This window comes from Shimazuella kribbensis DSM 45090 (assembly GCF_000428065.1).
In the GTDB taxonomy this organism is placed as follows: domain Bacteria; phylum Bacillota; class Bacilli; order Thermoactinomycetales; family Thermoactinomycetaceae; genus Shimazuella; species Shimazuella kribbensis.
The window spans coordinates 124,309-139,798 of record NZ_ATZF01000005.1 but is presented as its reverse complement, the minus strand read 5'-3'; the positions used below and the strand labels follow the sequence as shown (position 1 = coordinate 139,798).

Sequence of the window (15,490 nt, the reverse complement as noted above, 5' to 3'; positions counted from 1 at the left end):
GAAAAAGAAAGAAATGAGAAATAGATAGGTGTGGAAAAAGAAAAAACCTGTCAGGGAAAATCATATGTACAATCAAGGAAAGAGGAATTTATAATACAGGAAGGTGATACTGTGACCAATACATGGGAACCCACGTCATCAGGTGTGTTGCGACTTCCCTCAGGCCGACTCATCCGCGGCCGAGCACTAAGACGCCCACTTCTACCAGGACCACAGCCCACCTTCGCGCTCTACCTTCTGGGACACCGTCCATCACCCGTAGCATGGGAAAACCGCTGGATCCATTGGCCTGATTTCTGGCTACCAATCAACCGCGATACAACCGCTGAGGCTCTTCGCGAAGCATGGGAACGAGCTGAATTTGAACGGGTCGAAATCGCTTGTGGTGGAGGGAATGGACGCACTGGTACTGCACTTGCTTGCCTCGCCGTGATTGATGGGGTACCTAACCACCAGGCTGTCGCCTATATCCGGCAACACTACGCTCCGCACGCCGTTGAAACACCTTGGCAACGCCGTTTCGTCTCTCGTTTCCAGTAGTGTTCATCACAAGTTGTTTTCTTGTTACTGGTGTTCATACCGATACCTTAACATAAAAATCGCCTCCAAATTAATTGGAGGCGATTCACTTTTCTTTCCTTTGAAACAAATGCTTCAAAGCATGGTACACTTGGCTTTTTTCTCGGATAACAAAATGCATAAATTTTGGGTCTACTAAATGGAGATAGGCTGTCATGAGAAGTACTGTGACGGTTGTATTGTTATAACTATCCAAGACATAGTCAAATTCAAGTTTAATAAAACACTCTTTGTCGTTGTCTTTCCTTTTCTTTCATTAGAAATGGTTAAAAATTACCGGAAAAATGGCAGTTCTTTTACACCAATCATACGTGCATATATGAAAAGTTGACCTTTATGGTGAACTTCGTGATCGTACATCGCGGTGAGATACTTTTTCTTAGGTCCTTGTAGTTTTGGATGTAACGAATTATTTTCAGCTTCCAACTCATCATCAGTGAATGACTTATAGGTAGCCTTTGTTTTTTCCGTAAAATTCTTTACTGCCTTACGAACATCTTCTATATTTTTACATTCGGGTATATCTGGTGTAGCAAATTTTTCTGTTTTTACCATCGAAACGAACACATCATTCCATCCTGCAATGTGTAATACAAGTTCGCCAAGCGTCATAGCATCATCCCAAGGTTTAAAATCAATATGTTCATCATGAATCTGTTTTAGCAGTTCCTCCAACACATTTCGATGCTGTATCCAATCGTTCATCATTTGCTTAGCTAATCCCAAACCAATCTCTCCTAAACATTCTGATTTTTAAATTTGTAACCTCTACATTCGTTAGCAAAAATCCCAAAAAAACAAATGTTCCTATATGTACACTATTTTATCACATAGTAATCTCTTGTTAATAGGAAAATTGAATAGTAGGAAATTTCCTGTCAAAGATTTGGTTAGATATGCACACCATTAAGGAGATATTTTGTATTTTTAGCACCTAGGTAGTTACTTTCCGTAAATACAACATTCGTGCAAACAAAAAGTACAGAATCAATAATAAGCATTGCAATCCAATAGAAATCCATAATAGGATAGGTAAATCTCTTGTAAACAAAATACTTGCACCCAAAAAGTGTAAACCTGCTGCTAATAAAAAGGGTCCAAAGTATAGGTAAATCATCTGACATGTTCCAAGTCGACGGGTTTCCAGCCTTGACCAGCCTAGTTTAGCCAAAATCCGATACTGTTCTTCATCTGACATTTGTTCGACTCGATTACGGAAATAGAGGAAACTTACAGCAGCAATGAAACTAATAATTGCACCAAATAACCCTTCATTTTCCCCAGTAAATAAAGGATCACGAGCAATTAAATTATTAGTCTTTTCCCATCTCTGACTAATGTTAAATTCAGGAGAGCCATACTTTGGATCGCTTTTCATCCATTTGGGTACCAAATAAACAAGATATCTTATTGTCAAAACTTTAGGTTCTTCTCCGGTTAGTTCGGTGGGTTTAATGAGTCTCGATAGTTTTGCATAGGTATTATCCGAGACAACAATGGTATCTACATAAGAAAATAATTTTATCGACTCCCTATGAACCTGAACAGGCTTGGAGATACCCGCTAGTTCTAATACTTTTGACACACGGTCGTTTTGTTGTTTCCTATTGGTATATTCATCATATAAATAAAGTACTTCATTATCTTGTAATGTTGGACGTTTCTTTTGTCCCGTCATAGCTGTTAAAGCTTGATAATTAGAGTATTGTAATACTTTTGTCCTTTCTACTCCATCCAACCAAAGTGCATCAAACTTTTTATACTTATAGGAAACTTTCTCTTGGTCTAACATTTGATTTAATCGAATTTCATCCTTATATGGCTGATTCTTACCAGATGAATTTAAAACTAAGATATACGTGAATGAAGAACTTTTTGTCGGCTGATCGACTTTTTTGTGGATATCACTTATAACCATGTGTGTGAAAAAAATTGCTATAAAGAAAAAGAATGCAGCAAGCACCCCAGCGATCGGAGATGCTTTGGATTGAAATCGTTGGCGGGCTCCCCATAACAAGTAAGTTGGGCTATTGTTCCACTTCCCTAATTGTTGAATAAAAGCACCTAGATGGGCAATCACGAAATAACTCCCTATACAGAAGCATGGAATTAGGATATATCCTTCATCCCAATCCATTGCATAAAAGCCTTTCCCGACCCCAAGCATGACGATACCAATGACAAAGAACAAACTCTTAGCTCTAGATTTTGCAAAGGATTTTCCTTGAAGGAGAGAAATAACTTTTTGGAATCGAATCAAAAGAATGGTAATCAGTGCACTTAATAAAAATAGACCACCGATCATCAGTCCGGTCCAAAACATAGCATTTAACGGAAAATAAAATGGTAATATCCTCGGCATAGATGTCAGCGGAGCGATAAGAATAAAGAATAATTTACTAAGGGATAGTCCAAGTATAATCCCTGAGATGATCGTTGCTACGCCAATCAGCATCTGTTTGAGAAATAGGATGATGCTAAGTTGTACAAATGATGCACCATGTAATAAGAATTGAGCAATTTCTTTTTTTTGAACTTGAAGAAAAAAACTGATCGAAAAAAACAAAAAAAGCAATAAGATAGGAATGTATACAGATTGAGAGAAACTACTAATATTTAAGATTCGTTCTATTAATGTATAGTCAACAATTCCTGATAAATATTTCATCTTCAATGGATGCGTGTTGAGAATATTGCTTAAAAACAAGGTAGTTACGATAATGACATTGCATAGAAAATACGCCAAATAACTTCTTGCATTCCGCCTAACTCCTTGAAAAGCCAATCTTGACATACTCATCTTAGGTCACCTTCCAATAAAGAAAGCAAATCAATGATACGTTGGAAAAAGGTTTGCCTATTCTCTCCTTGGTGAATTTCATTCACTATTTTCCCATCTTTCAGAAAAATAACCCGATGACAATAACTAGCGATAACAGGATCATGTGTAACTAATAGCATTGCCGATTTTTCCGTTTCTTGCACATTACAGAGTAGTTCCATCACATCTCGAGATGTTTTTGAATCTAAATTACCTGTTGGTTCATCTGCTAGGATAAGAAAAGGAGTATGAATGATTGCCCGAGCAATCGCTACTCGTTGTGCTTGTCCACCTGAGAGTTCAAAAACATATTTATCAAGAATAGATTTCATATTTAATTGATCAGCCACTTTTTCTAATCGAACTGTAATCTCATTTGCTTTAAAGCTATTCATCACTAGAGGAAGGGTAATATTTTCCCGAACGGTTAGATTGTCCAGCAAATTGAAATTTTGAAAAACGAATCCTAATTTTCGGCGGATCAAACTACGTTCATGAAAGGGAATTCGTCCCGTATCATTTCCTGTTATGATCACTTGACCAGAAGTGGGTTCATCTATGGTAGAAACGATATTCAACAATGTTGTTTTCCCACTACCTGACGGCCCCATGATCCCTACTCGTTCTTCGGATTGAAGATCAAAACTAATACCATTTAATGCACTTACTAACACATTTCCACTATGCACCTTATACAATTCTTCGATTTTTAATACATTCATTGAAAAACCCCCTTTTATATTGCTACCATAACGAATTGCTGCTTAATTACCTATCGAATTAGTTGAAACCATTCTTACATTGTTGTAAGAATGGTTGTTAGAAAAATAAATCCTTAAGGTGGTCCCGATGCCAACAGTTGACTCCATCTCTATCTGGTGATGCATACGATGGCAAACTTCTCGCACTAAATACAATCCCATACCTGTAGACTCTCTAAACTTCCTCCCATTCCTCCCAGTATAATGGACATCAAACACACGATTAATATCTTCTGTAGGAATTCCTACTCCGTGGTCAGTTATTTCTAAGCTGATTTTATTCCCTTGTTGGGAAGACGCGATTTTGACAACTTGCCCCTTTTCAGCAGAATAACGTACTGCATTCGTCAAAATCTGTTTGATCACAAAAGCCAACCATTTCTTATCTGAGCAAATTACCAACTGATCATCTACTTGAAAATCAGGAAAGATCTTATGCTTAATAAACAATCGCTTGTTTTCTTTTAATACTTGTTTTAATAAAGATGCTAATTCGATCTGTTCTACTTGAAAATCTTTTTCAAATGCATCTAATCGGGATGTATACAGGATCAATTCTAAACCATTCGATACTTTTTCTGTTTCTTCTCGAATTTGTTCTAACACAGGACTGTTCTCTTCTTGGAAAATCAGCGAAATAACGGATAAAGGTGTTTTCATCTGATGAACCCATAAATTAACAAATGCTAAATGCTTTTCTTGCTTCGCTTGATACTGATAGAGCTTATCTTTATACAATCGATATTGAGTCTCTAATAAGTGCTGCAATTTTTTTGGTACTGATGCATCAGATAATGGAGTTACCGTTTCCTCTAGTTTCACTGGAAGTTTTGTAAGACGCTGATAGTAGGTCCGATAACGAACATAACGGTAAAACAAATAAATTATCAAAACCGAAATACTTAGAAAAACAGCATAGAATAAACTCGAAAAGTTACGATATTCACCAAACCAAAATACAATAGCCACAATCGTTAATTGTTTAAGATAGAAAAAAAATAAAACCAAATGTTCACGCAAAAACAACTTCATTTTCATTCACCCCATACTTTCAACAATCGATATCCGACTCCTCGTACTGTTTCAACAGCACCTACAAGCCCAATGAGCTTCATTTTTTTACGTATTCTCGTTATGTAAACGCTTAGTGTATTCTCATCGACAAAGGTATGTTCATCCCATAGTTTTTCTAATAAATGATCTCTGCTCATTACCCGATCCCCTGCATTCATCAATACTTCCATCAGCACAAGTTCTTTTTTTGTAAGCTCTATCTTTTCACCGCGGTAAACTAATTCAAAACGATCTAGGTAGAGAATCAGACCATTTATATTAAGTAAACGTTCTGCATTAGAAAGTGCATACTCACCATACGCACGTCGTAAATGGCTGCGAATTTTGGCTATAACCACATCTAACTCAAATGGCTTGGTGATATAATCATCAGCGCCATTCTCTAATGCCATTATCTGATCCATCTTACCTTCACGAGCAGAGATAAATAAAATCGGACAATTAGAAAGTAAGCGAAGTTGTCTGCACCAGTAAAAACCATCAAAATAAGGGAGATTTACATCCAATAAAACCAAATTTGGCTGTATTTCAGAGAAAATTTTTGTGATTTTCTGAAAATCAACTGCACAATAAGCCTCATATCCATATTTTTTTAACATCGCTTGCAGGCGCAAACTAATCTGTTCATCATCTTCCACTATGAGAATTCGTACCAAAAATAACTCCTCCTATTAGAAAAAAGTGAATATCTTAGATGGGATTCTTTTTTAGAAGGTAACACATATTCAATAACGAAATTATGTCTATCCATCAAACTAAAAACTGACCCACCAGAATCTGCTTCATAAAAACCTGAAATAAAAAATCGCCTCCTATAAAACACTTTACATATTTATCTAATTAAATGCACAACGAAAATAACATTCTCCGATTAATATAGAAGGTTGTTTCAATTCAAACTACTTCTTCCGATCGAAAGAAATGCTTCAACGCATGGTACACTTGGCTCTTTCGCAAGAACAAGATGGGTTTATTCTCTATTTCACACTCCCTTTTGCCACAGGAAAAGATTTAGATGTAACACAGCATGGAGACGAACTAATGATTCAAGTGGGACCCTATCGAAGAAAAGTTACGTTGCCTCGATCATTGACCGGAAGACCCATTCTAGGTGCCCGTTTTATTGAGGAGCAACTATGTATCTGTTTTGGTGACCGTGAATCAACGATGGAAGATGGGGAGGATAAATCATGATTAAAAAAGAGGTAGCCCATCGATTGATTGATCAATTGTTTGAGATTCGTGAAACATTCCAAGAAAAATCAAAAACACAAAAACATTTTCAGCAGGCAAAGAAAGAAGGGTTATTGGGGCTCCAATCTTTAATAGCACATATGATTCAAAAAATAGAAAAAAATGAAAAAAAACAGTCTCAACAAGTACACCAAGAGAAAAAAATCGATATTGAGTATTAATGAGAAACATGAAACATAAAAATCGCCCCCCTGCACAGGAGGCGATTTCTCATTGGACTACTCCGAACACAATCACTTCTGTTGGTGTCATTTCTATCGTTATGAGAGTTATTTATCGAACTCTTTATATCAAAAAATATATAGAAAAATGTAATAAATTACATAATAGAAAGCGTTTACATTTCTTTTTGTTTATAATATTATTGCAATAATAAATAGTATTATAGATTTACATTTTATTCTTTATCTTTCTTTGTGATTTCTATAAATATTAGGAGGGATTCACATGAAAAGGTATCGTGTAGGTCTGGCGGTGATGTTTGCATTAGCCTTAGTTGTCTCTAGTCTTTTTATCCAAACACAAAAGGTTGACGCTGCAAATTTAACGTATGACAGTACCAATCCATATACCACTGGGTGTGCCTACAAAAACGCTTTTGTGTACGAAACCCAGTACTTTTCAGGCGGTTATTTACAACTATGGGGAAGTGCTTACTGTCATACTGCTTGGGCTAGAGTGTATTTATATAATGCTGCTCCTTGGAATGGTTACGCCGATGCGTTTATCCAAAGAAGCGATGGAAAAGAATTACATTGCGATGACATAGGAGGAAATGACACCGTTGATTACGGACAACATTCTTGTCACACTCCACAATTATGGGATAGAAACCCCTATAAATCATGGGCTGGTACAGACGGAGGTATTATTCCTTATTACAAAACAGATTGGCATTAATTCTTTTGAGCCTGTTGTACAAACGAAAAACATTTCTCTGATAAAGAAGTAGTTGCGGTCTATATTACTTAAAGTCGGGATTTTTGATCTTAAAAAACCCCAAAATCATAGACAGAAATATTATGGTCTGCGATTTGGGGATTTATCATGCAGATTAATCTTAGATCCATGATCCAGTGTATATCAGCGTCACATATAAAATATCCCCAAACGACGATACACTGTTGATGCTAGAATTGCTTAAGACGGTACTCTCTTTAATATCATATTATTAATAATAGAATAACAATTCGATATATTTATCGCATTGATACTAGGATGTTAGACTAGATCCTGAATGGGTAAGCTACCTATGCTTAGTAGATTTCAGAGTAATCAATTTTAATTTAATAGCGGTGTATGGTAACTCTTTCCACATCTGATGTTTATTCGTTATTCTGTCGTTAGTGGCTTATTTGTAAATGAACGCATCCATGGTATGATGCACAACATTACCCAACTCATGAAGGGGTTCTTAATAGAAAGCCGATTCATCACATCAATCCAGAAAAGGTAGAAAAAAATATTTTACCCTTATTTCACTCATTTGGCGAAGATTTGAATCAGATCTTATCGAGATATGATGAGAAGGAACTTGAAAACATTCTTGATTTTATTAGACGATGTAATTGTTTGTTAAGGGAACTAGCAGAAAAATGAAAAAATGATGAACTGTATCGCTATCAAATATATAAAGTTTCTCTCGAATATAAAACCAGGTTTATCACAAAAATAGCCTTCTCTGAATTATAGAGAAGGCGGTTCTTTTTAACTACTTCTTGAACTTAAAAGTAATGCTTCAAATACATGGTACACTTGACTCTTTTCACGGATTACAAAGTGAGAAAATTTTGGGTCTACCAAATGGCGATAAGCTGTCATCAAGGTGGAGTAGCGATTGTATTAGAATAGCTGTGCAAGCACTGGGAAATGAATTAAAGAGTTACTTTAACGAAGAATCGCCAACATACCCTGACACCCTGTTGAAGATACCATCCATTCTTTTAGGTTTTTTTATTAACCGTCTGTGAGCATTCTATTTCCTTTATCGAACAGTCACATCAAGTAGTTTTCCAACATCTGGATCTACATTTTGCCAATTAAAGATTACTTCGTAATTCCCAATTTTGTAGTTCCAATATACATGTCCCGCAGCAATTCCAACATGATCTGGTTCTCCAAAAACCTTTTCTACTTCAGATTGTTTTACTTTTAATAAGTTTGGATCTTTGGTAATAATCCAGACTACTCTTTTATTTTCAAGCTCAAAAGAAACATGTCTTTTAGGATAGTCGAGAAAGTCAGATGTGCTTTTCGGTCCTGGTTTCCCATATTCGTTTGTAATGGCGTCTTTTTCACTGCCAATTCCAAATCTACTATTGATAACTTTTCCTTCTGATGCATCTTGTTTTGTCTCTTCTAACAGTTGTTCATTTGATTTTGATCGGTTTGATGATTGAGCAGCAGAAGCGATGTTTACATGAATTACAGAAAATAGTAAGCCAGCAGCAAATAGAAACGCAAAAAATACTCGTATTTCTTTTTTTATCTTCATGACCTTCTTTCATTTATTCTATTTTTAATACATACAGAATTATATGAAAATTATTTATTCTTGTAAATATGAATCTATTTCTCTATTCTACCCATAGGAATAAGGCTTAAGAAGACAAGGGGAAACATAGAAATAATTATAATCAGAAAATAATGCAAAATACCCTAAAGTTGACGGAATAGAGGATAAAGAGAAACAAGCTTTTTATTCCTTGAGCTCTGCAACAAAAATTACACCATTTCCACGATCGGGAGACGAGGAGTACAGATATAGAAATGGCTCAACAAGCTTATCATCTAATAATTGATTATCTTTTCGATTTCAATACTTCCAGTGAGATTGAATCAATCATATCAATCTCTTCAGGTTTCAAAGTAAAGCTCATCGCCTTAACGTTTTCCTCAGCATGATAAATTTTCGATGCTCCAGGAATAGCAAATACAGTTTCACCATTTGCATGAATCATCCAATTTAGTGTAATCTGTGTGGGAGATGCATTATATTTTTGAGCCAAATGTTCGAGTGCATCTATAAGGGTTTTTGACCTTTGCAAACCTGATGGCCGGAATGCTGATGCCCATTTACGCGGGCCATTAATAGACTTCACAAGCGCGGGATTTTTGTGAAATTTCCCACTTAAAATACCTTGCTCGAGTGGGGACCAAGCAATAATTGCAACACCAAGCTCTTTTGCTGTATCCAAAACACCATTTTGTTCTATTCTTCGATCCAGTAAGTTATATTTCACTTGATTCGATACTAGTCGTAATCCGTTTTCTCGCAACACACGATCTGCTTCGCGCATTTTCTTTGCTGAAAAATTACTCACTCCTATATTCTTAATTTTTCCCTGTTTAACCAATTTTGCCATCTCTTTCATCTGGCTTGCTACTGAAGAAAAAGAATAAGGCTGGTGAATTTGATGAAGATGTATAGTCCGATGATCAAGCATTTGCATCCGCTCTTCTATTGTGTTTGAAATACTGCTAGCAGTACGAAAGATAGGCCACCATTTCGTTGCGATATGTGCTTTATCTGCTAAACTTCCTACTTCTTTTAAAGCTTTTGCAAGCATTTGTTCCGATTGCCCTTTACCATACACTTCTGCAGTATCGAACCAATTAATACCTCCTTGTAAACTTATCCGAACTATTTGAAACACATCTTCCTGCGCAAGCACAGGCCAAAACTTTCCTACTATCCCATTTCCATTACTAAATTGCCAACAGCCCAGACCGAGCGGAGAGAGTACTAGATCAGAATTTCCCATCTTTCGCAACTTGAATGATGCTTCCTGTATAACCACAATATCACCTTTCTCTATTTGCTTTATCTCAAAAAGAAGACTTTTGATTTTCTTGTCTGATCAACAGAAGAATCATCTTGAACTTTCGGTTATAAATGATTCAATGTTATCGAAGAGCCGTTTCACTTTAAAGATGGCACTATTTGTTCCAGTTAAAGAATAGTAGTTCTTTGTACCTTCTCGTTTTACTTCGATGATATTGGCATCTTTCAACACTTTTAAGTGGTGAGATACTGCTGGGCGTGATAAGTGTGTCTTTTTTGTAATCTCACCAACCCTAATACCTTGTTCACAACCACATTCAATTAGAGCAATTATAATGGATTGACGTGTTTCATCCCCAATCGCAGTTAGTACTTTTTGGCATTCGCTGAATTCTTGAACTAACCTATTTAAACCTTCTTGTTTATCCATATTCAGTTCCTTTAGTTTAATGGTTTAATTATATAAACGATATTAGCATGAATCATACGTGATAAGTTATTGGGAAAGTATATCGAGACGAATAAGCCACTAACCTTCAAGCTATATCATATATTTCGTTGAGTCCCTAAGCCTCAATCGAAATATATGAGAAAAGATAACAATCAAAAAAGCCTTCTCAAAAAATTGAGAAGGTGATCTCTTTTTACACCACTTCTTTCACTTGAAAGAAATGCTTCAACTAGTGAACACAAAAGATATAGTTACATATTGTTTGTTTTATGGAGAGCCTTTTCTCTGAACTTGATAGACATGTGGAAAATCCAATACAAACGTACTTCCTTCTGGAGAACTTTCTAACAGATATACTTCCCCCTCGCTTAACTCCATGAGGTGTCTTACGATAGACAGTCCGAGCCCGGAGCCCCCTTTATGCCGAGAACGAGAAGAATCCACCCGAAAAAAGCGGTCGAATATCCGCATTTTATCCTGTTCCTGAATACCTATACCTGTATCATGTATCCGAATTATATTTTGTTGGGATTGCTTTACCATTTCGATCGTAATTTCTCCTCCAACCCGATTATACCTTATTGCATTTTCCAGCATATTGATAAATACCCGAAGCATGAGTCCTTCATCAACAACTACTTGAATATCGAGATCTCCTTTTATAAATAAAGAAACTTTCTGTTTTTCAGATAGAGGCTTCACAATCTCCCAAGCTTCTTCTACAATCGGTAAAATAGAAATACTCGCTGTGACCGGCTGTTTTTTCCCCATTGTCAAAATGATCAGATCTGTTACCAATTGTTCAAGACGTTGCAACGCCCTTTCTACGGAAGCAAACGCTAACTGGTATTCAGAAAGGGTTGCCTTCGGATTTAGTTGAATAACTTCTATTTGAGTTCGAATGGTAGCCAAAGGTGTACGCAATTCATGCGCCGCATCTGCAATAAAGTGACTTTGCTGTAAAAACGCTGACTCTATCCGATCAAGCATGGTATTAAAGGAGTGTGCTAATTGAGTCAATTCATCATAAGGCTGGTTTATATCCAGACGAGTATCTAATGTTTCAATATTGATTGACGACGTGGCGTCAACAACTGCTTTTAAAGGGCGAAATGCCATACGAATAAATTGGAACATACAATAAATACCGATAAATATAGTCAAAACAAAACCAATCGTCGAAACGAGCAGTGTTTGTTTTGTATCAAAAATGAACTCAACCACATTGATAAAAGTGACAAGAAATGTACATAGCAAAATAAACATCGTAATGATCCAGAACATCATTTTGATGTAAAAACTTCGGAACGATGACTCTTTAAAATCATTCAACAGATTATCCCTCCTTATTTGTATTAGGAAGAGTTGGTTTGCCAAGTCTATAGCCCTCACCAATCACCGTTTCAATATAAACGCTATCGTTCGCATTCTTTAGTTTTTTACGCAAAGAATTGATATGAACTCTTACTGTTGAGGAAAAAGGATTTGTATTCATATCCCATACATGCTCCAAAAGTTCCTCTGCTGACAATGTTTCATTGGGTCTACGTAGGAAATACTCTAAAACTCCATATTCCTTCTTTGTTAGCCCAATCCTTTTCGTACCGCACCACACCACCTTTGCAATCGTATCCATTATTAATTCTCCATATCGTAAATGAGGATCTCTACCTCTCATATCCCGTCTAAATAAAGCTCTTATTCTAGCTAGCAGCTCTTCAAAATGAAAAGGTTTGACAATGTAATCATCAGCGCCTTGATCCAATCCGAAGATTTTATCATTAGGCTGATCTCTTGCAGTTAACATCAGGATCAGGAGCTGCGGCAGAAGCGCATTTACCTCTCTGCAAACCTCAAGACCATCCATAGTGGGTAAATTCAAGTCCAAGATTAACAAATCATATGTGTTGATCATAACGAGTTCCATTCCCAACTGCCCATCTTCAGCAATGTCTACCGCATAACCTTGCTGCCGTAATCCTTTTGCAAGCGCATCGAGAAGATCCTTTTCGTCTTCAATAATCAAAATACGGATTATGATCACCTCTTTCATAGTCATTATAATGTGGTATACATAGTATGAAAACACAAAACGCCGCATCAACTGCGACGTTTGCAAAAGATTACTTTTTAGTAGGTTTTATGGAGCAGGTTGCCCTATTCAATTGACGAAATCCATACCATGTACCAACTGCCCAAATTAGCGTCACTAATATTCCCGCCAATATAATATTATTGCGGACTAAAATGCCTATCGTGCCTCCACCCAAAATCGTAAGAAGTAGCGTTAATGTAAATGGCAAATGACATGGACAAAATAGAAATGAAGCAGCGATCCAAATTATTCCGCGTTTTTTCCCATGGCTAGATTCAACCTCTGTCATGGAAACTCACCTCATTCTATGCTTTTCTTCTTTTGACAAAGTAAACTATGGTGCATGCAATTACAAGGACAACTGCAGCGCAAATTAAGATTGAAGTAGTACTCATTCGATAACAACCTCCCTATTTTATTTAAATGATCTAGCCACTCTTTTTACTGCAAAAGTCATTAAACTGAAAACATAACAAAATACACAGCCCATAAACTTCGGATATTTTTCAAACTTACACTCATTGGCATTGGCACAATTACTCATCTCACAACCTCCTGGCCACATCGGAATTGCCTTTCTCATTGCATTCTTACTTTAACAAAACCGATGTTAAATCTTTGTTAAGTCAAAAAATCATAAAAAAGACACATGTGCGGCCTATCTTGGGCATTGTTTCTTAAATCGAATAGGTGACAGAATCAGTTGATAGATTTTGAGTGGTCATAAGCCATGTCAAGACAATGTAGGCAGTGTGTAAGGAATGGAGTCCAATGATAACCTTCATTATGTATCTTCAACCTTTTTTTCAATAAGCTGCAAAAATCATGGACACAACCTCCAATTAGTTCATTCCTGAAACTATTAATTCAGAACCATATGTATAACGAAATAGATAGCGGTACCGTTTCAGAAGTGATTTTAATGTAGTAGGAGTAAGAAGAAGTGAGTAGAATTTTCTTCACCTGTCATTGTTCTACTACACACGATTATGATCTGCTTTCCAAGTCTTAATCGATTTTTTGATTTCCTTAGGAGTTAAATTTTCCTCGACAGTTTTTCTACACAAATCCGGAAATTCTTCATCTGAAGCAAAACGTAAGGCAACAATTTGTTTTATGGTTAACTGATCATCGAGTAAATTTCCAGTTAAGGTGTAATAGCGTAGATTTTCTTCTGCTCGAACCGCACGATCCTGTACTGTCGTTGCAAACATTCGTGTAAAAAAAAGTCCAATGGTCGTGATCAGTGCCACAAGAAGGATCAGTGATGAACTGAACAAAGATCCTTCCTCAAACATAGACAACACCCAATAAACAACAGCTGAAAGAGTAGTTAATAGAGCCAATGGGGCTAAAACATAATGAAATCCAGGAACCATTCTAGCGTGATTTTTATAATTTTGCTTATCTATTGTTCTTCACCTCGTATATAAAATGAGATATCACAAACGTGTCATTCTCACAAGCTACTCGCGTCTACCTTTGATTCAACAATCTGCTTCATTATTATGGAAGAACTTCTAAAATAGCATTAGCTATTGCATTCATTCCTGATTGATTTGGATGATAAGACGAAAATGATCCAAACGATGGATAAAATAGAAATGAAGCAGCGATCCAAATTATTCCGCGTTTCTTCGCATGACTAGATTTAACCTCTGTCATGGAAACTCACCCCATCCTATGCTTTTCTTCTTTTGACAAAGTAAACAATAGTGCATGCAATTACAAGAACAACTGCGGCGCAAATTAAGATTGAAGTAGTACTATTCGATAACAACCTCGCCATTTTATTTAAAAAATCTAGCCACTCTTTTTACTGCACAAGTCATTAAACTGAAAACATAACAAAATACACAGCCCATGAACTTCGGATATTTTTCAAACTTACACTCATTGGCATTGGCACAATTACTCATCTCACAACCTCCCGGCCACATCGAAATTGCCTTGCTTTCTTGCATTCTTACTTTAACAAAACCGGTGTTAAATCTTTGTTAAGTCAAATATCATAAAAGAAAGACCAACTTATGACCTATCTTAGCTATCAAATATATAAAGGTCGAAAATCTTTTTGAACTTGTATGTATAACTCATGTTTTTATCACACAAAAAATCACCTTCTCAAACTATACTCGAGAAGGCGATTTCTCTTACACTACTTCTTGCACTTGAAAGAAATACTTTAAAGCATGGTACACTTGGCTCTTTTCTTGGATACAAAGTGAGCAAATTTTGGGTCTACCAAATGACGATAGGCCGTCATCTAAAGCAAATGGCGATTGTATTGATATAACCGTTTAATCACAACTCTTATCGATTCATCTCAATCGTTCTTCATTCGACTTTGCCATCCTACTTCGATCAATCAGGCTTTAGCAATATAGTTATAATGCTTTTTTTCTAAAATCGCAGGGAAAAACGGCTCTACTAGTGCAAAGAAATCCTTAGCATCTGGTCCAGTTTCAAACGCTTGATGTCCTTCTAATGAATCCCATTCGCTTTTAATGATGAAGTGATTAGGTTCCTCTACTCCATTTAATACTTCGAAGGATAAACAATGTTCGGAACGTTGTAGAAATCCACCCACTTCCTGAAAAGCACTTTGGAATTTCTCCAACGATTCTTTTTCTATGTTTAATCGAATAATTTCTACTACCATTATAAACTC

18 protein-coding genes and 1 pseudogene are annotated in these 15,490 nt (G+C 36.3%); 4 read left to right on the top strand and 15 right to left on the bottom strand.

All coding sequences use genetic code 11. The features are described 5' to 3' along the window. The first annotated feature begins 30 nt into the window (after positions 1-30). On the top strand, positions 31-540 hold the full coding sequence (locus tag A3GQ_RS28500; protein ID WP_425423370.1) for a protein-tyrosine phosphatase family protein: 510 nt from the start codon (positions 31-33) through the stop codon (positions 538-540). Between the two features lie 85 nt (positions 541-625). Here the strand turns inward: A3GQ_RS28500 and A3GQ_RS28495 are convergent. The 6 genes and pseudogenes from A3GQ_RS28495 to A3GQ_RS0109685 all read right to left on the bottom strand — a co-directional run. Continuing rightward, a pseudogene (locus A3GQ_RS28495) lies at positions 626-761 on the bottom strand (sporulation protein YhbH); the annotation flags it as partial. Positions 762-852: 91 nt separating this feature from the next. Then, positions 853-1,305: a DinB family protein gene (locus tag A3GQ_RS0109705; RefSeq protein ID WP_028776881.1), complete on the bottom strand. Its 453-nt coding sequence runs from the start codon at positions 1,303-1,305 to the stop codon at positions 853-855. Positions 1,306-1,513: 208 nt separating this feature from the next. Further along, positions 1,514-3,379 carry an FtsX-like permease family protein gene (locus A3GQ_RS0109700; RefSeq protein ID WP_028776880.1) on the bottom strand — a complete coding sequence of 622 codons (1,866 nt, stop codon included), beginning with the start codon at positions 3,377-3,379 and terminating at the stop codon, positions 1,514-1,516. Then, complete coding sequence (locus tag A3GQ_RS0109695) at positions 3,376-4,122, bottom strand: ABC transporter ATP-binding protein (protein ID WP_028776879.1); 747 nt, start codon at positions 4,120-4,122, stop codon at positions 3,376-3,378. Before A3GQ_RS0109695 ends, A3GQ_RS0109700 begins: the two co-directional genes overlap by 4 nt. 42 nt (positions 4,123-4,164) lie before the next feature. Next, the gene (locus A3GQ_RS23980; protein WP_169818277.1) at positions 4,165-5,193 is read right to left on the bottom strand and encodes a sensor histidine kinase; all 1,029 of its coding nucleotides are present in this window, start codon (positions 5,191-5,193) and stop codon (positions 4,165-4,167) included. A gap of 2 nt (positions 5,194-5,195) precedes the next feature. After that, positions 5,196-5,891, bottom strand: a complete 696-nt coding sequence (locus tag A3GQ_RS0109685) for a response regulator transcription factor (protein WP_028776878.1) — start codon at positions 5,889-5,891, stop codon at positions 5,196-5,198. Positions 5,892-6,156: 265 nt separating this feature from the next. Here A3GQ_RS0109685 and A3GQ_RS0109680 point away from each other — a divergent pair, with 265 nt between their 5' ends. The 3 genes from A3GQ_RS0109680 (at position 6,157) to A3GQ_RS0109670 (ending at position 7,389) form a co-directional block, all read left to right on the top strand. Then, positions 6,157-6,429, top strand: a complete 273-nt coding sequence (locus tag A3GQ_RS0109680) for an ArsA family ATPase (protein ID WP_028776877.1) — start codon at positions 6,157-6,159, stop codon at positions 6,427-6,429. Further along, a complete protein-coding gene (locus tag A3GQ_RS0109675; protein ID WP_028776876.1) occupies positions 6,426-6,650 on the top strand; it encodes a hypothetical protein in 225 nt (74 codons plus the stop codon). The genes A3GQ_RS0109680 and A3GQ_RS0109675 overlap by 4 nt, the downstream gene beginning before the upstream one ends. Positions 6,651-6,936: 286 nt before the next feature. Continuing rightward, on the top strand, positions 6,937-7,389 hold the full coding sequence (locus A3GQ_RS0109670) for a DUF2690 domain-containing protein (protein ID WP_028776875.1): 453 nt from the start codon (positions 6,937-6,939) through the stop codon (positions 7,387-7,389). 1,084 nt (positions 7,390-8,473) lie between these two features. Here A3GQ_RS0109670 and A3GQ_RS0109660 read toward each other — a convergent pair. From A3GQ_RS0109660 to A3GQ_RS0109610, 9 genes are all read right to left on the bottom strand, one after another. Further along, positions 8,474-8,983, bottom strand: a complete 510-nt coding sequence (locus A3GQ_RS0109660) for a DUF4309 domain-containing protein (protein WP_028776873.1) — start codon at positions 8,981-8,983, stop codon at positions 8,474-8,476. A gap of 307 nt (positions 8,984-9,290) precedes the next feature. Next, positions 9,291-10,253: an aldo/keto reductase gene (locus A3GQ_RS0109655; RefSeq protein WP_037464580.1), complete on the bottom strand. Its 963-nt coding sequence runs from the start codon at positions 10,251-10,253 to the stop codon at positions 9,291-9,293. A 108-nt stretch (positions 10,254-10,361) separates the two neighbouring features. Continuing rightward, entirely contained in the window at positions 10,362-10,703 is a 342-nt protein-coding gene (locus A3GQ_RS0109650; RefSeq protein WP_028776871.1) for an ArsR/SmtB family transcription factor, read from the bottom strand. Between the two features lie 288 nt (positions 10,704-10,991). Then, the gene (locus tag A3GQ_RS0109645; protein ID WP_028776870.1) at positions 10,992-12,056 is read right to left on the bottom strand and encodes a sensor histidine kinase; all 1,065 of its coding nucleotides are present in this window, start codon (positions 12,054-12,056) and stop codon (positions 10,992-10,994) included. Between the two features lie 4 nt (positions 12,057-12,060). Beyond that, positions 12,061-12,750 (bottom strand): response regulator transcription factor, encoded by a 690-nt coding sequence (locus A3GQ_RS0109640; protein ID WP_245596762.1) that lies wholly within the window; start codon positions 12,748-12,750, stop codon positions 12,061-12,063. 97 nt (positions 12,751-12,847) lie between these two features. After that, positions 12,848-13,108 (bottom strand): hypothetical protein, encoded by a 261-nt coding sequence (locus A3GQ_RS0109635; RefSeq protein WP_028776868.1) that lies wholly within the window; start codon positions 13,106-13,108, stop codon positions 12,848-12,850. A 688-nt stretch (positions 13,109-13,796) separates the two neighbouring features. After that, complete coding sequence (locus A3GQ_RS0109625; protein ID WP_028776867.1) at positions 13,797-14,231, bottom strand: DUF6526 family protein; 435 nt, start codon at positions 14,229-14,231, stop codon at positions 13,797-13,799. A gap of 94 nt (positions 14,232-14,325) precedes the next feature. Beyond that, on the bottom strand, positions 14,326-14,484 hold the full coding sequence (locus tag A3GQ_RS26900) for a hypothetical protein (protein ID WP_156877638.1): 159 nt from the start codon (positions 14,482-14,484) through the stop codon (positions 14,326-14,328). Positions 14,485-15,187: 703 nt separating this feature from the next. Next, positions 15,188-15,481, bottom strand: coding sequence for an antibiotic biosynthesis monooxygenase family protein (locus tag A3GQ_RS0109610; protein WP_028776866.1), 294 nt, complete (start codon positions 15,479-15,481; stop codon positions 15,188-15,190). Positions 15,482-15,490 lie beyond the last annotated feature (9 nt).